The sequence below is a fragment of the Rheinheimera fenheensis genome, from assembly GCF_039871805.1.
Classification (GTDB): domain Bacteria; phylum Pseudomonadota; class Gammaproteobacteria; order Enterobacterales; family Alteromonadaceae; genus Alishewanella; species Alishewanella fenheensis.
In genome coordinates, this window is sequence record NZ_JBDPJM010000011.1 from 23,157 (window position 1) to 41,011 (window position 17,855).

The window sequence follows — 17,855 nt, forward strand, 5'->3', positions numbered from 1 at the left end:
ATGTCGATGCCACTTGTTAGCGTGATCATGCCCTGCTACAACAGTGCCGCGCACTTGAATGAAGCGATCGACAGCGTGTTGTCGCAAGATTACCCCAATATTGAGCTTATCGTAGTAGATGATGGCTCAACCGATAACAGCCCTGAGATCTTGCGCCAGTATGGCGATAACATCCGGGTTATTTTTCAGGCCAACAGCGGCCCTGCTGCCGCCAGAAACACCGGTATGCGCGCTGCAACTGGCGAATACATTGCCTTTAACGACAGCGACGATATCTGGCTGCCAGGCAAACTCAGTGCGCAAATTGCTTTATTAGAATCAAGGCCAGAAATCGGCCTGTGCTACACCGGTTGGATAGTCTGGGATCAACAACAACCCTTGGCCGATATTTTAGCCAAACGGCCCCCGGTATCCGCAGAGCAGCTGGTGCCGGAGCTGTCGGGCTGGCTATACTTAAAATTACTGGCGGTATGTTATATCCATACCACTACGGCAGTGCTCAGAAAAAGCCTGCTACAGCAGATAGGTTATTTTAACGAAGCTTACCGCATTGGCGAAGATCACGACTATTGGCTGCGTATTTCCCAGCATTGCCAGGTAGCCAAGTTACAGCGGGCTTATTCGGTATACCGTGATAACCCGGTCAGTATCACCAAAAAGCTACACGCAAAAAACTACAGCCTACTGGTACTGGAAGCGAACCTGAAACAGTTTGGCTTACGCTGCCCCTCGGGCAATAGCATCAGCCAACAACAAGCCAACCGCTACCTGGGGCAGCGCCATTTTATTTATGGTTATCAGGCCATGTTAAACCGCAATCGTACTGTAGCCTATGAGTCCTTTCGCCACAGCCTGAAGTATGGCCATAATCGCCTTAAAGCCGGTTTATTAATGCTGGCCTGCAGTAACCCGATCACCTTTTCTGTGTTGGTTAAACGAAAGGAAGCCTGACATGTCATGGACTATCGCGCAAAGCGCCGAGCGACAAATACAGTTAAGCCACGCCAAGACGGCCTTTACACTGACACTCAGCAGCCGCCAGCCGATTGCAATTGCAGAAAATGACCAACATATCCTCGCCGTGATTGGCCGCGTAAGACCTTATAACGAGGACTACCTGAGCCAGGACAACGCGCTGTGGTTACTGACACAACCGCTGAATGACGCAGCAACACTGACCAATGCCCTGGCCGGCTTTTTCCTGATACTGCTGGTAAACAAACACAGCGGCCAGATAAGTATTATCAACGACCACGTTGGCAGCATTCCCTGTTATATCGATCAGCGCGATAACAGCAGCCTTCACATCAGTGACAATATGCCCGCATTGCACGGGGCGCAAAACGATGCATCACTTGCGCCACAGGCACTGTTTAACTATTTGTTTTTTCATTGCATTCCCTCCCCACTGAGTATTTATCAGGGCATTAGCAAACTGGCGCCTGGCGTTATTGCGACCGTTAACGCCACCCAGGCAGTGCAACAAACCAATTATTATCAGCCGGTGTTTAAGCCCAGTAATGACAGCGCCGAGGCACTGATGGCACGGTGTAAAAAGCTGATCGCCGTGGCTGTTAAGCGCAATATGGCGGATAACTGTGCGGCGTTTTTAAGCGGCGGCCTGGACAGCTCAACTGTGGCCGGTATGTTGGCCAAACATCAGCAGCCTATGGGCAAAGCGGCGAAAACCTATTCTATTGGCTTTGAAGCTAAGGGTTATGATGAAACCGAATATGCGCTGATCACAGCAAAGCACTTTAACACCGAGCACAAGGTGCACTATTTACAGCCCGATGAAATCGCCCAGCACTTTAACCAGGTCGCCGGGTATTTTAACGAGCCCTTTGGCAACTCGTCGGCCATGGCGGCCTATATTTGCGCCAAAACCGCCAGGGCAGATGGTATTACAGTTATGCTGGCCGGTGATGGCGGCGATGAAATTTTTGCCGGCAACGAACGCTACGTAAAACAAAAGGTATTTCAGCGCTACAGTGCCCTGCCCAGCCCTCTTCAGACCTTGTTAACGCAGGGGTTAGATAATGCGCTGGCCGATAAGCTGCCGCTGATTAAAAAAGCCAGCAGCTATGTGCGCCAGGCCAAAGTCGCGCTGCCAGACCGGCTTGACAGCTACAACTTTTTAAACCGCTTTAACTTAACGCAAATGTGTAGCCCGGCGCTGTTGCAACAGGTTGATACCGGCTTGCCAGCGCAGCAAAAGCGCGAGCGCTACCAGGCCTGCCAGTCAGACGATGCAGTAGATAAAATGATGTACCTGGACTGGAAGTTCACCCTGGCCGACAACGATTTAGTCAAAGTAAGCCAGATGTGTCAGCTGGCAGGTGTCGAGGTGCGCTTTCCGCTGTTTGAAAAAGAGCTGGTCGATTTTAGCTGCACCGTGTCGGCTGAGCTAAAAGCCCCCGGGCAAAAGCTGCGAGATTTTTACAAAAACAGCTTTCGTGGCTTTTTGCCCGATGCCACTCTTAGCAAGAGCAAACACGGCTTTGGCCTGCCGTTTGGCGTATGGATGAAACAACGGCACGATTTACACAGCCTGGCGCTTAATGCACTGCAAAGCTTTAAACAGCGCGATATTTTGCAGCCGGCCTTTATCGACCATGCCATAGATACTTTTGAAAACGGCCACGCCGGCTATTACGGTGAGCTGGTGTGGATTATTGTCGTGCTGGAGCTATGGCTGCAGCAGCACAGCACTTAGCCATTAGGGTTAAGTGCTGAAGCTGATTGTGCTGCTGACAAAGGTGTTGCGTTGATAGCTTGTGCGATAACATCAAACATACTATTAATACCTGCTCTTGCCTGAAGTTTGAACGCCCGAAGAGCCGTCAGCTCTTCTTGCGTGTAGGTGTAATTGCTGGTCATAGCAATCGACGCAATCGCATTTTCAGCAATTATTCTGTCTGGTGATAGACCAATATCGTTCAGCATTGACTGTATTTTATGGCTATTGCCATCAATACCGAGGAAAGGTGTTTCCGTAAGAAGACAGAAGCAAATCACATGGAATCTGCCACTGACAACAACATGGCATGATGCCACCGCATCAAAGAACTGCTTGATGGACTTTTTAACATATAAATTTCTAAGCTGTAAGTATTCCTCAGACCCTGATAATTTTAGTTTTAGCTTAGTCAGTTCAAATTTCACATCCCGCAGCCGCTCGGTCAGATTAAAAACACCGTCATACTTGCTACTTCGCAACACCGGTAAAAATAGTGCATCATTTTCCCGACACAACGCGAAAAGCTTTTTTGAAATTGGTGTGATAGAGCTATCACTTACACCAATATTCTTCCGCTCTGAGTGAGGTTGATAGTCATAACTTAAAGTGATATCAGGCACCACAGTTGAGGGCACTGCGATTTTCGCTAACTCCTTAGCGCTCTCACCTTCACGCACAAAAATAGCGGAAAACTTATCCAGATACTGTTTAAACTCCGGCGGGTTGTCCTGATACGTGGTATTGATAAGAAAAGCCGGTATCCTATGTTTTTCAGCAAGCTCGGTTACCTCAAGTAACTTGCGCCCCGCCGGCCTGTTATGGTGGATAGTACCCTCGCCATTAACAATAATGGCATCACAACGTGCCGCTGCAGCTAAAAATGCCTGGTCGTTGCGCCAATCAGTTCCCTCATCTGAGGTAGCAAGTACCTTGATACCTCTTTTGGCCAGCAAAAGCCGGATTTGTCTCATTACCAACTCACAACCGTGGTGCATTTGTGTAGTGGTATCGTTGACTAACACAACAGATTTCATTAATGACTTCGCCCTAATACGATAACTAATAAATTAATTCGAGATAAACTTAGCCAGGCGCCAGATCACCGGTTTATCCGCCAACCAGCGCTTTAACTTTTTGTCGGTGCGATGTACCACCTGAAACAGCCCCTGATCGGCTAACGAGAACAAATCGGCCGTAAAGTTAATATGCTTACGTGGCACCGGTGTGGCGGTACGTGGTGACACAGCGTGGATGGATTTCTCTGAATTAATAAACAGCACCAGCGTATTAGCCTCGTAGGTGGCACTGTTAACCACTTTTACCTTGTCTGGCTCAACTTCCATTGGTAAATGGTCTACCAGTATTTTTTTACCCGGATGCATTTGCTCGGGGTTTAGTGCCTTACACACCTCCAGGTTGCTGCCGGTTGAATCATCATTATCCTGGCGAAAATACAGCAAAGCGGCATATAACTCGGTTGGGCGATCGACATGAGGGCCGCGTACCGCGCGTGGCTGCTCGGTATAATTGACATAAAACTGGCACTCTAACGACACATCTGTCACATAATTTTGCTGATTATCGGCCGCACCGTTTTGCCGCATACTGGTAGAGAATTCTTCCAGCTTTTTGCCAAACTTCTGCTCTAACAGCGGGTGCCACTGCCGGATCGTATCGCCAAACAGTTGCATCAGCTCCTGATAAAACGCCGCTGAGGTGTGATACGCCAGAAATTCCTGCCATAGTGGCGTTATCTTGCTATTTTGCAGCGCAAAGCAAGCCGGGTAATCGTACCAGGTATCTTTTTTCTCCCGGCCATTTAACACCACAGCAGGATCAGGGTATTCGTCGGCCAGTTGCTGAAAAACCTCCGGATCCAGCGCATTTCTTATAATGATATGCGGGTAAGGCTCAGTAACAACATCCAATTGACTGGCATTGGACAGGATACTTAATCGGTTGGTCATGTTAATTCCCTTTTACAATCGCTGTTACGATGCGTCGATAAGCGCAATATTTCGTGGTAAAGCACCGGACAATTGTGTTAACTGCTCAATAACCTGCCGCGCCTTTTCAGTGTTGCCGGACTCAGTTGCCGATGTGGCTAAAAATGTTGCAAGACCCGCTGCGTCACTCAGTTCTGTAAACAGCTGTTTGCTGCGGGCAATGCTAAACACCGGGTAACTGGGGTAGCTTGGTTCCCAATTACCCAGCACCGCCACCGGTTTACCCAAACTTAGTGGTTCCAGAATATTGTGGTTAATACCGACATAGCAGGCATAAGCGGCGGCATAAAACGCCTTTAACTCACCAAAGGTATCAACAATTAACGCATCGTTAAATTGCAGCGTTTGCGCCGTTACCTGGCTGCGATACTGATAAACCAGCTGATGTTGTTGAAGCAAATTCTCCAGTGCCGATAGCTGCTCAGGTTTTTCCGGGTGGCGCGGCGCAATCACCAGCTTAAGCGCCGGCATATGTTGCTTTGCATTGGCAAAAGCCCGGATAACCAACTCATATTCCCACACATCGGTCACGCAGCCGGCAACAAACAATTGTGGCTGCTGGCGCAGCACGTTTAGCAAAGCGTGTGTTGGCTCGCTTAGGGTAAGGCTGGCATCGAGGTTGTCGTATTTCATATTGCCGCTGACCACCAGCCGCTCTGGCCTGGCGCCCTGCGCTATCAAACGCTGTTTTATGTCTTCGGTTTGCACCGACATCACATCAAAGCAGCTGAGGTAATCTTGCTCAAATAAGTATTTTTCAATGCTGTCTTGTTTACAGGCTGGCTGATAACCATACAGCCAGCCATTGATTAGACACAGTCTAACCTGCTGTTTTTTAAGTAAACGCAGCACACCATAAGACAAACGGCAGGGCGCATCATGTAACAGCAGCGGAATTTCACACACTATGGCCAGCTTGGGCGGGTATTGGTTTATCAGGCTTTGCGTGTGGCGAAAATCCAGCGCGGCAACCGCGACGGCGGCAGTGGGAAACTGTTGCTGATAGCTTTCGAGGTAAATATCTCTATCGGTCAGCAGTAACACCTTTGCCTTTGCACAATAGTATGCGATCAGCTGTTTGCAAGCGTTTAGCTCACCTATGGTAGAGCAAAATATCCAGATATAACGTTGCGTCTGTGCAGGTGCAGCAGGCGTTATGGTAACGGCATTGCGGTGCAGCAGCCGATGCAGGAGCCCATAGCCGGCCCAGCGCACGGGCTCGGGCAGCAAGCGGATAAGTTTTTTCAGCACTGTTATAATCCGACGTCGGCTAACGGCTGTTCGGGCTCGGGTTCAGGTGCCACCGGCTCTCGCCATACACCCCGGCTGCGTAACTTTTCTTTTAGCCCCGGCAGCGGATATCCCAGGTTATAGGCAGTGTGGGCATGCTCCAGCGCCTGCTCTAACTCGCCGGTCGAGACCAGCAGCAAGCCTAAATTGTAGTGTGCCTCGGCCGCATCCGGTTTTAACGTAATGGCGCGTTCGTAATGGCCTTTGGCTTGCTCAAAGCGTTTTAATTTGTGCTGATGTATCGCCATCACCAGATAAACCGCAGCATCATTGGGTGCAACTTGTAAAGCACGCTGAAAGTAGCAGTTTAAGGTTGGATAGTATTTGTCTTTACGCAGCGGGTGCTGACGGCTAAACCCCGGGCGCTGCTGCACGTCGGCCATTACCGACAAGGCATAAGGATGATTAGGAAAAACCCGCAGCACAAAGTCCAGGTCGCCAATTAACGAGCCGGCATTACCTGAGGTGCCCGAACGCACGCTTTGCGTAAAGTGGGCGCCTTCGGCTAATCTTAAGCGCTCTCTGGCCAGATCAGAGGGGTCATTGTAATCAAAGGGGGGGCCGTTTTTAGACAGTTTTAACGGCTCGCAATCGATTGGCTCTGCCGCCAGTGGCAATAAAGCAGCAAACAGGGTCAGGCTTATAAAGGCTAACAGCCGGATCATAACAGACACTCCATGTCGATATTTTGCCCAAGTGTACTCATTTATTTGGGCTATTTCCAGTTAGCCGGCATAACATTACCAGGCTTTACCACTTTACACTCGCCGCTAGACTTAGCCGGTATCGTTAAGCTAGCATAAGCCGGTAACAGCAGTATTGCACCAGATAGGATCTGCGGGCACAACAACAGGGACAGCCATTATGCTTCACAGTGCCATCAAACTCGCCGGTAAGGTTGTCGGCGCCAATAAACTTAGCATCTTAATTTATCATCAGGTACTGGATACGGCTGACCCAATGCGGCCCTCTGAGCCCACCGCCGAGGTGTTTGACTGGCAGATGCGCCTGTTGCGCGATTACTTTACGCCGCTATCTTTAGATCAGGCACTGACACACTTGCAGCACAACACCCTGCCTGCTAATGCCGTGTGCGTTACCTTTGATGATGGCTATCTGAATAACCTAACCGTGGCACAGCCCATTTTGGTCAAATATGGGATACCGGCTACGGTGTATATTGCTACCGGCTTTAGTGAAGGGCAAAACATGTGGAATGACCGTGTTATCCACTTATTTGCTGATACTTCGCGCAGCGCCCTGCAGCTGGATGACACAGTGGTAAGTTTATCTGACTGGCAAGACAGGCGCAGCAAAGCCCAGCAGTGGCTAAAAAGCCTGAAGTATTTACCTTTTGAGCAGCGCCTGGCCAAAGTAAACCAGTATTACGCGCAAAACCACGCGACTGAGCAAGCCCCCTTAATGATGAACCCCGCCCAGTTACAGCAACTGGCTGCCAGCGGCGTTACCCTTGGCGCCCATACGGTGCATCACCCTATTTTAAAAGTGCTGCCAGCCGGGCAGCAGCAGGCGGAAATAAGCCAGTCGAAGCAGCAGTTAGAGCAGTGGCTGGGCCAGGGCGTAAGACATTTTGCTTACCCTAACGGCGGCCAGGGCACAGACTTTGACGACACTGCAGTGCAACTTGTCGAGCAAGCGGGGTTTGCCAGCGCTGTTGTGACGAATTGGGGCGTATCAGACAAGCATACCCCACCTTATCTGCTAAAACGTTTTACCCCCTGGGACAAAACCCCGCTAGCGTTTCATCTGCGCTTAATAAAAAACATGCTCAGTTAAACCTGAGCGTCAGGCGCTGCCTTGCTTGCGCCCCGGCGTGCGCGATATTGTTTAAGCTGGCGTACCAGCCACTGCAGCAAGCGGGTGCGCTGCCAGCTAAGATGTACAATTGGCCGCAGTTCAGAGTTCAGACGTTTGTGCCAGTCCATGGCTTTGCCGTAAAACTCAATATTGTTAATACCCAACTGGGGATTAGCCGCGTAGTATTTTAGCATCTCAAGCTTGAGTAATAAGGCTGGAGAGTAGCGGGCATATTGCTCATCAAAGGTGGTTTTAAGAATAATCAGGTTACCGTTTTTTATAACGCACAGATCCACAGCGGCTATGTTGCCCGACACGTTAAAAAACCAAACACAGGCCGCGCCGCGCTGCGCCAGTGTAGTCATCATCTGCTGATAAAACCGGCCTTGCTGATTATCCGGGCTAATCGCCGTGCCCTCCTGTGCTTTCCAGCTGGCGCTTTCAATCTCGCCATAGTGGATAACGCCAGCCGTTACCTGCTCGGGCGAACACACAACGTCTGCACTCAGGCTGTCTTTCTCACGCTCGGCGCGGTTGTAGGCCTTGTTGCAGTTTTGCCGTAAATTCTTACCTATGGTGCTGGCAAAGTCGTCATAATGTGCCGGTACCGGCCGGTTGCCGGTCTCGATATAAAACTGCTGATAAATGGCCGGCGCTACGGTTAAGTTACGGCTGTCAGCCTGCAGTAAATCCAGTTGTAATACCGGGCCTGGCAACACCTTTGCAATCGCCTGCAGCAAGGTTTCATCGATGCTATGCGAGCTTGCCAGCCAAAGCCCAACAGGCGCTTGCGATGGCATCACCGTTTGCCAGCAACCAAAGCCGGTGCGCTGAAAAAAACCGATAAAACGCAGTTGTGACGCCTGATACAGCACGACCAGCTGCTCGTCGCCGCGAAAAAAATGCGTAATTAAACACCTGACAAAATCGGCATCTAAAATGGCCTGGCATTGTGTCTGCTGATTCAGAAAGTCCCACTGTGGCCGCAAGGTGTCAAAATAACTTATCGGATATACGCCTGTTTCCATTACAACTCCGTCAGGCCCGCCATGGCCTGGATAATATAATCTAACTCTGCCCGGGTTAATTTATGATGACAGGGCAACTGAATTAACCGGCTACGATATTGCTCGGTGATATCGCAGCCACTGGGCGCCATTTCTTCCCAGCGCAGCACCTGAATTTTTTGTTGCCGCAGATGCTGAAAATGACGGCCGTCGCGCAGTAAAAACGGCAACACATAAGGCGCTTCATCAGCAATAACAGGATACAGGCAACTGCCTGCCGCTACGCCAGTCAACCCTGCCACCAAATAACGATAATTCGCCCGCCGCTTCGCTTTGATGGCCTCCAGATTGCTGTACTGTAGTATCCATTTGGTGTGGCGAAAGCTGGCAGAGTTCAGATCAGCGGGTTTGAAGTATTTAAACTCCGTTGTCGCGCCCTGAACCGATACCGCAACAGACTTACGAGTCTTTGCCCGCTGCCTGAAGCGCTCTAAACGCTGCGGGATTTTAAGTAAAAACGCGATGCCTTTTAGCTCTTCCAGCCAACTACAATAACCGGGTTGCCTGCTCTGCTGTTGGCGCAAGTACAGTAAGCCACCATCTATAGTTGGCAGCAGCTTATTAATACTGCAAATACGCGCCGACACACGCGGATCGTCTTGCTGCAGTGAGGCAACAAAGTCAACCAAACCATGAGCACAGTCTTCCAGCACCCGCTTCCCCGCAGCATGGGCAAGCTCAATAAGATGATTCGCGTTTTGCTTAAAGCCAAAAAACTGCACAACCACACAGTGGCTAACATCTGCAGTGAGTAAGCGCTGAAATACGTCAGCGTCAACCGATAAATCGGCCTGCACCGGATAGAACCGCACCTGGTAACCCAGCCAGAGAAAAGGCTCTACCAAAGCCGGGCAATGATAGGCCGGCAACAATACGGTGTTGGTTTGGTTTGGAAATTTGAGTTGCTGCGCAGCAATAGCGATCGCTGCCCGACCATTGCGGGTATAGGTGCACTGACCAAGCTGAAGTTTCTGCCATAGCAAACCGATATCCCTAAAGCCAAAACCAGGCGTTGCTCTGATAATTGCTTCGGGAAAATCTGCCGCATTTGCCATCACAGGGGCAAATTTAACATCCATGTGTTGAACCCCAAACGAAGATACGCTCATGCTAACACTAACTAAAACGGCAGTACAACCTGTGCTGATCAAGATGCCCGTGCAACAGACTTGGATGCCGGATGCAGACAAGGTATGATTTACCCTCAGTAAGGGCCATTAACAGGCCAGCGCGACAGATGCAGGATGCAGCATGCAAACGGATTTAACCGCCAGTATTAATCAATCCGGCTTTTTACCCCTAAGCCAAGGTAACGTATTTCTTCACACCCAAGTAGCTAAAACAACCTCTGCCACAATACTTTTGCCACCTTTTGCCGAGGAGATGAATAAAACCCGGCATTTACTCAGCGCAACAATGCGTGGGCTCGCGGCTGCCGGCCAGAGCTGCTTTATGCTGGATAACTATGGCACCGGCGACAGCGCGGGTGATTTAGACAGCGCTTCAGCTGTCATCTGGCGAGAGGATTTATTGGCGCTGCTTAAGGTGCTAAAAGCTGAGGGCTATCAGCAGCTGAGCTTTATTGCGGTGCGTTTTGGTGCTTTGCAGCTGTTCGATCTGCTTAATCAGCCGGAGTTACCCTTGCCCGTTACCCGGCTGATTTTATGGCAACCGATGTTTGACGTGACAAAGTTTTGGCAACAATTTGCCCGCATTAAAGTGGCTGAAGCGATGGCGACCGGCGTAAAGCTTAGTCAGGCTGAACTGGAGCAACAACTGTTAGCCGGTGAAGCTGTGGAAATTGCCGGTTATCCGATAAGTCAGGCGTTTTATCAAAGCCTGCCTGAGCTGCAGTCAGCTATTCCACCGCAGTTAGCACAGTGCCAGCTTAGCTGGTTTGAAACCTCGCAGCTTGACGCGGTTGGACTGCCAGTGCAAAAAAAACTTGAACAGTTACAGCAAGTCACAGCAGTAAACTTTGTCCAGTTAAAAGCTGAACCTTATTGGCAAACCACTGAGCTTGCCCGCGCAGATGAGCTTATCGCGCTTACCATTGAGCAATTTAGCCGGGGTGATGCATGAACGAGCAGTTTATCAGCATAGCCTGTAATGATGAGAGCCTTAGCGCTATTTTACACCGGCCAGACAGCCTTAAGCAGGACACTGGCGTACTCATTTTGGTGGGCGGGCCACAGTATCGGGTGGGAAGTCACCGCCAGTTTGTTAAGCTAAGCCGGGCGTTGGCAGCAGCAGGAATAGCGTCGCTGCGATTGGATGCCGCCGGCATGGGCGATAGCAGCGGCATAAAAGCCGAATTTTATCAGCAAGATGCTGATATAGAGGCAGGAATAACCGCGCTGATGCAACAGTGCCCACAGCTGAAACATGTGGTGCTGTGGGGCCTGTGTGATGCCGCCAGCGCCATCTTGTTATACCTGAATACGCCTGATGCTCGAGTAAGTGGCGCCGTATTGTTAAACCCCTGGGTGCGCCAGCAACATAGCCATGCCGAGGTAATGTTAAAACACTACTACGTAAAACGGTTGCTCAGCCGCCAGTTCTGGCAAAAGCTGTTCGGTGGCGGTGTCGCACTAAAACACAGCGTGCTGGGGCTTTGGCATACACTTAAACAGCGCCGGGCGAACCGCCCTGCCGCCAGTATGTCACCGCAAGCTAATGCGCAAAATTATGTACAGCTAATGCTGCGCGGCTGGCAGCACGCTAATGCTAAGGTGCTGGTTATCACCAGTGGTAATGATTTAACCGCGCAGGAGTTTTTGCAGCTTTGCGCCAATGACAAGGCTTGGGCAAGTTGTTTAGCCCGGGCACAACATCAGCACATGAGTGACGCTAACCATACCTTCTCCAGTCAGCTATGGCGCGAGCAGGTAGAACAGGCTACGCTGCAATGGTTAAACACACCTTAAGCAACTAAACACCGACGATGGCCAATACCAAGTCACAGAGCAACACACCAAGACGCCTGCCTGCCGGGCTAAAACCTCTGCTGCTGTTGGGTGCGCTGCTGGTGGTGTTATGGTGGCTACTGACCAGTAGTGGCCAAATCAGCAGCAGCAATATCAGCAGCAAAGATGTCACTACAGCGCGTAAACTATTAAGTTCTACCCTGCGCCAGCTTAGCCATGCCGACGATCGTATTGAGCTGCGCTTTGAACAGGCGCAGCTGGACGCCCTGATGAATGTAGCCAGTTATACCCTGGCGCCAGTGCAGTTTTCAGGCGTGATTTCTAATTTTGGTGTGGCGGTGCGTGCTGACTGGCAGGTTCTCGCGCAGCGTAAAGTGAGCGCCTATTGCCTGTTGTTACCCGGCAATGAGGGTTTTGCTATTGATCATTGCCGGCTGGGTAAAATACCGCTACCGGGTGTCGTCGCTAATGCCCTGCTGTCAGCGGCAGTGAAAACGATGCTGGCCGCTCCGGCCGATGAGCAGCTGCTATCCTTGCTGCAAAAGGGCGAGCTGGCTAACGGCAAGCTGTATTTTGTCGATGAAAATGCCAGTGCACTGAAACTGAAACTTAATCCACAATTGTATCAGGCGCGCAATATGGCGCGCGATCTTCTGCAAAGCGATAGCCGCTTTGCACCGGATATTGCTGTCTATCTGCAGCAGTTACGCAGCCTGTACCAACAACACCCTGACGAGCGCAGGCTAGCATTTTACAGCCGCGAGCTGCTGCTATTTGCTGCCACGCGCGCCGCTGGCGATAACCCTGAATATGAGTATCGTCAGGCGATGTGGGCTTTAGCGGTGGGCTTTGGTAACCGCCATTTTGTCCGCTACGCCACCGATAACGTTGAGCCTGGTCAGGTACCAAGGCTGGCCAAAGTAACCTTGCTGGGCCGACACGATCTGGCCCTGCACTTTTTGTATTCGGCGATTTTTCAGCAACTGGGCAGCGCCGGCATTTCCAGCCAGATTGGTAATTTAAAAGAAATACTCGACGCTGACAGCGGCGGCTCTGGCTTTAGTTTTGCCGATCTTAGCGCTGACAGAGCCGGCATTTTGTTTGCCGAGCGTTTAAGCCGTATTGACGCTAACCGCTTGGCGCAATTTGACAGCGATGAGATGGAAATGGCGATGATGCCTGCTGTGCATGATTTGCCCGAGGGGTTAACCGAACAGCAAGTTATCGAGCAGTTAGGTGGCTATCAGGGCGCAGGCTTTAAAGCGCTGGAGCAAGAAATCGCCATAAGGCTAGACCAACTGGCGCTGTACCAGCAAGCCGCCTCTTTTAGCGGTGTCGCACAGTTATCGCGCACCGCTCAGGCACTGGCAAGCAGAACCCTGATTGCCGATTTACACCTGCACAGCCGCTATTCTGACGGCGCGCGCAGCATTGATGAACTGGCGCATATGGCGCAGCAACATGGCTGCGACGTGATTGCGCTGACGGACCATTCAGACCGCGGCTTAACCCGGTTTGATACCGGGCGCTATCAGCAGGATATCCTCAGCGCCAGAGCCCGCCATGCTCCCCTTAATATCATTACCGGGCTGGAATGGAATGTACTGCCATTTCGCGGCCGCGAACATGTTGGTGTGTTGCTGCCCGACCTGGACCATACCGCTGAGTTACTGCAACAATTTCGCCAGCAGTTTGACAGTGGTAGTACGACACCCTTTAATGCGCAACAGGCGTTAAGCTGGTTAAACAGCCAGCCGGGGCTTAATCAGCAGCCAGCAGTGCTGTTTTATAACCACCCCAGTCGCAAAGATTTGTCCGCCGGCGAAAACCTGTTTGATGTAAAACTATGGCGCAGTCAGTACAGCAATTTAGTCGGTTTTGAGGGCGGCCCCGGTCATCAGCGTCAACAAGGTAATAAAAACGCCAGCTATACCTACCGCTACCGTACTGTAGACGGTTGGGATCCGGCCGTGGCGGTTATTGGTGGCCAGTGGGATAAGCTATTACAGCAAGGCATGGATATCTGGGGCGCACTGGCCAGCTCGGATTACCATAACGACAGCCTCGACTACGCCCCTTGTCAGTTTTCCCGCACCCATATTCATGCCAGCGTCAATACCACAACGGCGGTACTTGACGCTTTACGACAAGGGCAATTTTGGGGCTCGCAGGGTAATACCATCAATAGCCTGCAATTTTATGCCGACACCGCCGCGGGTGAGCGGGCCTACGCCGGGCAGCGGGTTAACACAGCGGCGACACGGGTCACGGTAACACTGGCACTGCGCCTTAACCCGACCGATTGGCAGGGGCTAGCGGTGGGTATGCCAAAAGCCGAGCTGATTATGATTACACCCGACGCAATAACAAGCCAAAGCATTACACCGACGCAGCAAGCCGATGGCAGTTTTACGCTGCAGTACCAGGTTAAACACCAGGATAATACGGTGTTGCGCCTGCGTGGTTATACTGAAAACCCGCAAGGGCAACGCTATTACTTTTATACCAACCCGCTGCGTTTTAGCCGCTAACGCCCGGCATTAAAAATCATCCTGATAATAACGGCCGGCATTAAACTGGATAACAATATCAAAAATCTGTTTTTGCACGTCGGCAGAGAGTTGTTTACGCCATTTATACGCCGATGTCAGTGGATCTTTGGTGGTACTGTAGTACGCACTGTCCTCGCCACCTTGTGTTGAGCTGTGTAAATAAGCCAGACACTGCTCATCGGCCTCTAGCTGACAAAATGCCAGACAGCTGTTAAACACCTCCAACGGCTTTTTGCATAAGTCTTCGTACACCAGCACCATATTGCGTGGCGTGTCGCTATTTTGTGCCAGTGCAAAGTCGTTAATTAATCCCCAGCGCACCGCCAGCCGCTGCTCTTTGCTCATCGCCTTAATGTCATCCAGCGTAAATCGCTGCTCGCCACTTTGCTGTAGCAACTTGTCAAATAAGTCCCAGTCTTGCCAGATTGGAATACTGCCATCGAACAAACCGCCATCCTGCCCTTTTAACGTAGAGGCAATATGACCACAGGGGTGGCGCAGAATATGGATACTGTACGCATCGGTAAGCTGACTAATGGCGGCCATGCGGCCTAGCGACTCGATCGATTTCCATACTACCACTGGCGCGGTTTCTGGTTGCAATCGCACGGGCTTTACCCAGCCTTTAACCCCCACGCGTCCTGCCAGTTTAGTGGCATAAGCCGACGCCAGAAACAACGCCCAGCTGACGGGGTTTAAATAGGCTTTGCTAAAAAAGGGGCGGGAGGCGATAACTTTTTCGGTTTTGTTACTTAACCAGCGCGGTAACTGTGCTGGCAGCTCAGATGTCTCTGCCTGTGCTTTATCCAGTAATAACGGGATGCGGATATTCGCCTCCACGCTGTCAGGCTCATGCAGATAATAAGTTTGACGCTGTGCATCAAATAATTTGCCCAGCCAGGTCGTCCCAGAGCGCGGCATACCAAATAATAAGATCAGTTTTTGTTTATTCATTAAAAATCCTTATCCACCAGGCCCTGTTTGCGATCGAGCACAACATAACGTGTTAAAACTGGAAATAGATAAACGGCGCCTCAGCCGAGCCGAAAACTACTAAGCCGTATAACAAGGCTACCAGTGCCGGCGCTTTTAGCACTATGGGCCAGTGATATAGCCGCAACTGCCAGTGCTCTAAATAGCGTGGCGTTATGCCATGCAACAGCACCGATAAGACCAGCGCAGCCGCCCCAACCGCCGTTAGCTGAAACGGTACAGCGGTGTTTTGCCAAATAGCCAGCAGATAACCACCGGCTCCTTGTAAATCCTCGGCACGAAACATCACCCTCAGCAAACAAACCAGCGTAAAGGTGCGGCCAACGGCCAATGCCCAGCGCCACCCTGTTTGTTGCACCAACCAGCCTTTTTGCCGCAACCAGCGCTCCAGTGCCACCAGCATACCGTGACACAGGCCATACAGTACAAAATTCCAGCCCGCACCATGCCAGACACCAATAGCAACAAAGGTAATGATCAGATTAGCGTAAACATTGCCTTTTTTACTGCCGCCCAGGCCGTAGTACAGGTAATCGCGGAAAAACGATGACATCGAAATATGCCAACGCTGCCAAAAGTTAGATATAGTATCTGCCAGATAAGGCCGGTTAAAATTAACCGGCAGCTGATACCCCAACAAGCGGGCGCAGCCACGGGCAATATCGGTATAGGCGGAAAAGTCCAGATACACCTGAAAGCTGTAACCGATGAGCGCAAGAATTAAAAACCACGATGACTGTTGCTGATAACTGGCAAAGGCCGGATCAACTAAATGCAGTGCTAATACATCCGCTAACAACACTTTTTTAATCAGGCCACGCACAATCAGCAAGGCACCATCGCGCTGATCCTGCGCGCTGGCACGGGTTAACTGGGTCAGCTGCGGTAAAAAATAACTGGCCCGTACAATCGGGCCGGCCACTAGCTGTGGGAAAAACGACACAAACAAGGCAAAGTCTGCCAGGGAGTTAACCGGCTCTAATTCGCGCCGGTAAATGTCGATGGTGTACGACAACGCCTGAAAGGTATAAAACGAGATGCCCACAGGCAGCAGAATCTGCAGCAGATTAATGTGCGATGCCATACCCACCAGGCCAGCCACTGCCGCGAGGTTATCAAGAAAAAAGTTAAAGTATTTAAACAAGCCAAGTACGCCAAGACTGAACACCAGGGACACCGCTAACCACAGTTTAGGCAGCCCGGAGAACCTGATCTGGCGACCACAGTAAAAGTTGACCAACGTCATCAGCAGCAACAAGCCGCCAAAGCGCCAATCCCAACTCATGTAAAACCAGTAACTGGCCAGCAGTAGTATGGTTTTCTTTTGCCGGTTGCTGTTAGTCACACTGAGCAGTGCCAGGAGAGCCAGCAAAAACACATAGAAATGCAGTGAGGTAAAACTCATTTTGCCACCTCTGCTAAGCCATGCAATGCATCAGCTAAGGCATCTGCCATGGCGTGCTCGCCTTTAGCAGAAAAGTGCACACTATCAGTAAAATACGACTTACCGCCGGGTACCTTATGTGACAACGGCAAATAGTGTACGCCCTGCTGTTTCTCGGCTACCTGAGCCAGGGTCTGATTGTACTGCTTGAACACCTCGGAGAATTGCTGTACATCCAGACAAGGCGTGTAATACAAGGCTGAGCTGGCCAGCGTTTGTTGTAATGCGAGCGGCTGCTCTGGCCGAAAGGAGGTTAAGTTTTCGGCCAGTAAGATATGTTGCACCCCACGTTCTTGTGCCAGCTGAATAATCGCCTGCAGGGTTGCCTGATATTGTGCCAATAAACTGTCAAGATCCGGCATCGGCTGATATTTGTAGGGCACGTAGCGCAGCGATGTGGTGTTTTTTAACAACAAGTCGACACTAAGCAGCCATTTAGGCGCGCTAAGCTGCGGCAAGGCATAACTTTTACCACTAGGCTTTGTACGGCATAACCGGCCAATATCATTACTCAGACCAGAGTAAATGATAAGCATATCTTCATTCACGCCGCTGAGCTGCTGGCGATACAACTGATACTGGCTGTCTAAGTCGTTACCGGGGATACCGGCATTTATCACTTCAAGCTGTGCGTTTAACCGCTGTTGTAATAATGCCGGAAAGGTTTCTGCGTTGGTTTTGGCATAAGCCCCATAAGTACTGGAGGCGCCCAATACGATTAGCCGGCTATTACCTGGTGTTTTTTCTGTCAGCTCTGGCGAGCGTAACCCCAGGCTATTGCTTTGCACGCTGATACTGCTACCAGCAAAATGCTGGTTGGCGCTGAGTACCTTAAAGCCATCGCGGCTTTCAAACATGCTGGTGATGTTGTCAGTAGCTGCCGCTGCACTAAAAATACTGTTGCCAAATTTCACCTCGGCACGCCACTGTAAGACGACTTCTGCCAGCACAAACAACAGCAACACAGCAATTAAGGTATTACGAAGTTGACTGTCCATAGTCACAACCCGCTTTAACG

Annotated in this window: 15 protein-coding genes; 6 read left to right on the forward strand and 9 right to left on the reverse strand. The window is 50.8% G+C overall.

Going from position 1 to position 17,855, the window contains the following annotated elements:
• Positions 1 to 951 (forward strand): glycosyltransferase family 2 protein, encoded by a 951-nt coding sequence (locus tag ABGI61_RS14050; RefSeq protein ID WP_347602134.1) that lies wholly within the window; start codon positions 1 to 3, stop codon positions 949 to 951.
• 1 nt (position 952) lies between these two features.
• A complete protein-coding gene (locus ABGI61_RS14055; protein WP_347602136.1) occupies positions 953 to 2,716 on the forward strand; it encodes an asparagine synthetase B family protein in 1,764 nt (587 codons plus the stop codon).
• Here the strand turns inward: ABGI61_RS14055 and ABGI61_RS14060 are convergent.
• From ABGI61_RS14060 to ABGI61_RS14075, 4 genes are read right to left on the reverse strand one after another with little or no spacing between them, the layout of a single operon-like run.
• Positions 2,713 to 3,774 carry a polysaccharide pyruvyl transferase family protein gene (locus ABGI61_RS14060; protein ID WP_347602138.1) on the reverse strand — a complete coding sequence of 354 codons (1,062 nt, stop codon included), beginning with the start codon at positions 3,772 to 3,774 and terminating at the stop codon, positions 2,713 to 2,715. The two genes, ABGI61_RS14055 and ABGI61_RS14060, sit on opposite strands and share 4 nt — an antisense overlap.
• A gap of 33 nt (positions 3,775 to 3,807) precedes the next feature.
• On the reverse strand, positions 3,808 to 4,707 hold the full coding sequence (locus tag ABGI61_RS14065; RefSeq protein ID WP_347602140.1) for a hypothetical protein: 900 nt from the start codon (positions 4,705 to 4,707) through the stop codon (positions 3,808 to 3,810).
• A gap of 24 nt (positions 4,708 to 4,731) precedes the next feature.
• Positions 4,732 to 5,997 carry a 3-deoxy-D-manno-octulosonic acid transferase gene (locus tag ABGI61_RS14070; protein ID WP_347602142.1) on the reverse strand — a complete coding sequence of 422 codons (1,266 nt, stop codon included), beginning with the start codon at positions 5,995 to 5,997 and terminating at the stop codon, positions 4,732 to 4,734.
• Between the two features lie 2 nt (positions 5,998 to 5,999).
• Entirely contained in the window at positions 6,000 to 6,701 is a 702-nt protein-coding gene (locus tag ABGI61_RS14075; RefSeq protein ID WP_347602144.1) for a tetratricopeptide repeat protein, read from the reverse strand.
• A gap of 199 nt (positions 6,702 to 6,900) precedes the next feature.
• Here ABGI61_RS14075 and ABGI61_RS14080 point away from each other — a divergent pair, with 199 nt between their 5' ends.
• Entirely contained in the window at positions 6,901 to 7,833 is a 933-nt protein-coding gene (locus ABGI61_RS14080; RefSeq protein ID WP_347602146.1) for a polysaccharide deacetylase family protein, read from the forward strand.
• On the opposite strand, the gene ABGI61_RS14085 is transcribed toward ABGI61_RS14080, so the two are convergent.
• Positions 7,830 to 8,882 (reverse strand): GNAT family N-acetyltransferase, encoded by a 1,053-nt coding sequence (locus ABGI61_RS14085; protein ID WP_347602148.1) that lies wholly within the window; start codon positions 8,880 to 8,882, stop codon positions 7,830 to 7,832. The genes ABGI61_RS14080 and ABGI61_RS14085 overlap by 4 nt on opposite strands.
• Complete coding sequence (locus tag ABGI61_RS14090; protein WP_347602150.1) at positions 8,882 to 10,000, reverse strand: DegT/DnrJ/EryC1/StrS family aminotransferase; 1,119 nt, start codon at positions 9,998 to 10,000, stop codon at positions 8,882 to 8,884. Before ABGI61_RS14090 ends, ABGI61_RS14085 begins: the two co-directional genes overlap by 1 nt.
• A gap of 172 nt (positions 10,001 to 10,172) precedes the next feature.
• Here ABGI61_RS14090 and ABGI61_RS14095 point away from each other — a divergent pair, with 172 nt between their 5' ends.
• From ABGI61_RS14095 to ABGI61_RS14105, 3 genes are read left to right on the forward strand one after another with little or no spacing between them, the layout of a single operon-like run.
• On the forward strand, positions 10,173 to 11,003 hold the full coding sequence (locus ABGI61_RS14095) for an alpha/beta hydrolase family protein (RefSeq protein WP_347602152.1): 831 nt from the start codon (positions 10,173 to 10,175) through the stop codon (positions 11,001 to 11,003).
• Complete coding sequence (locus ABGI61_RS14100) at positions 11,000 to 11,848, forward strand: hydrolase 1, exosortase A system-associated (protein ID WP_347602153.1); 849 nt, start codon at positions 11,000 to 11,002, stop codon at positions 11,846 to 11,848. Before ABGI61_RS14095 ends, ABGI61_RS14100 begins: the two co-directional genes overlap by 4 nt.
• A gap of 17 nt (positions 11,849 to 11,865) precedes the next feature.
• Positions 11,866 to 14,379 (forward strand): PHP domain-containing protein, encoded by a 2,514-nt coding sequence (locus ABGI61_RS14105; protein WP_347602155.1) that lies wholly within the window; start codon positions 11,866 to 11,868, stop codon positions 14,377 to 14,379.
• 9 nt (positions 14,380 to 14,388) lie between these two features.
• Here the strand turns inward: ABGI61_RS14105 and ABGI61_RS14110 are convergent, their stop codons facing one another.
• The 3 genes from ABGI61_RS14110 to ABGI61_RS14120 are packed head-to-tail and all read right to left on the reverse strand — an operon-like array spanning position 14,389 to position 17,835.
• Positions 14,389 to 15,354 (reverse strand): sulfotransferase, encoded by a 966-nt coding sequence (locus tag ABGI61_RS14110; RefSeq protein WP_347602157.1) that lies wholly within the window; start codon positions 15,352 to 15,354, stop codon positions 14,389 to 14,391.
• A 52-nt stretch (positions 15,355 to 15,406) separates the two neighbouring features.
• Complete coding sequence (locus ABGI61_RS14115; protein ID WP_347602159.1) at positions 15,407 to 16,798, reverse strand: MBOAT family O-acyltransferase; 1,392 nt, start codon at positions 16,796 to 16,798, stop codon at positions 15,407 to 15,409.
• Entirely contained in the window at positions 16,795 to 17,835 is a 1,041-nt protein-coding gene (locus ABGI61_RS14120) for an SGNH/GDSL hydrolase family protein (RefSeq protein ID WP_347602161.1), read from the reverse strand. The genes ABGI61_RS14115 and ABGI61_RS14120 overlap by 4 nt, the downstream gene beginning before the upstream one ends.
• Positions 17,836 to 17,855: the final 20 nt, after the last annotated feature.

Excerpts from the sequence above, each read along its gene's own strand:
- ABGI61_RS14050 (WP_347602134.1), top strand. The coding sequence starts at position 1 with ATGTCGATGCCACTTGTTAGCGTGATCATGCCCTGCTACAACAGTGCC.
- ABGI61_RS14055 (WP_347602136.1), top strand. The coding sequence starts at position 953 with ATGTCATGGACTATCGCGCAAAGCGCCGAGCGACAAATACAGTTAAGC.
- ABGI61_RS14060 (WP_347602138.1), bottom strand. The coding sequence starts at position 3,774 with ATGAAATCTGTTGTGTTAGTCAACGATACCACTACACAAATGCACCAC.
- ABGI61_RS14065 (WP_347602140.1), bottom strand. The coding sequence starts at position 4,707 with ATGACCAACCGATTAAGTATCCTGTCCAATGCCAGTCAATTGGATGTT.
- ABGI61_RS14075 (WP_347602144.1), bottom strand. The coding sequence starts at position 6,701 with ATGATCCGGCTGTTAGCCTTTATAAGCCTGACCCTGTTTGCTGCTTTA.
- ABGI61_RS14080 (WP_347602146.1), top strand. The coding sequence starts at position 6,901 with ATGCTTCACAGTGCCATCAAACTCGCCGGTAAGGTTGTCGGCGCCAAT.
- ABGI61_RS14085 (WP_347602148.1), bottom strand. The coding sequence starts at position 8,882 with ATGGAAACAGGCGTATATCCGATAAGTTATTTTGACACCTTGCGGCCA.
- ABGI61_RS14090 (WP_347602150.1), bottom strand. The coding sequence starts at position 10,000 with ATGGATGTTAAATTTGCCCCTGTGATGGCAAATGCGGCAGATTTTCCC.
- ABGI61_RS14095 (WP_347602152.1), top strand. The coding sequence starts at position 10,173 with ATGCAAACGGATTTAACCGCCAGTATTAATCAATCCGGCTTTTTACCC.
- ABGI61_RS14100 (WP_347602153.1), top strand. The coding sequence starts at position 11,000 with ATGAACGAGCAGTTTATCAGCATAGCCTGTAATGATGAGAGCCTTAGC.
- ABGI61_RS14105 (WP_347602155.1), top strand. The coding sequence starts at position 11,866 with ATGGCCAATACCAAGTCACAGAGCAACACACCAAGACGCCTGCCTGCC.
- ABGI61_RS14110 (WP_347602157.1), bottom strand. The coding sequence starts at position 15,354 with ATGAATAAACAAAAACTGATCTTATTATTTGGTATGCCGCGCTCTGGG.
- ABGI61_RS14115 (WP_347602159.1), bottom strand. The coding sequence starts at position 16,798 with ATGAGTTTTACCTCACTGCATTTCTATGTGTTTTTGCTGGCTCTCCTG.
- ABGI61_RS14120 (WP_347602161.1), bottom strand. The coding sequence starts at position 17,835 with ATGGACAGTCAACTTCGTAATACCTTAATTGCTGTGTTGCTGTTGTTT.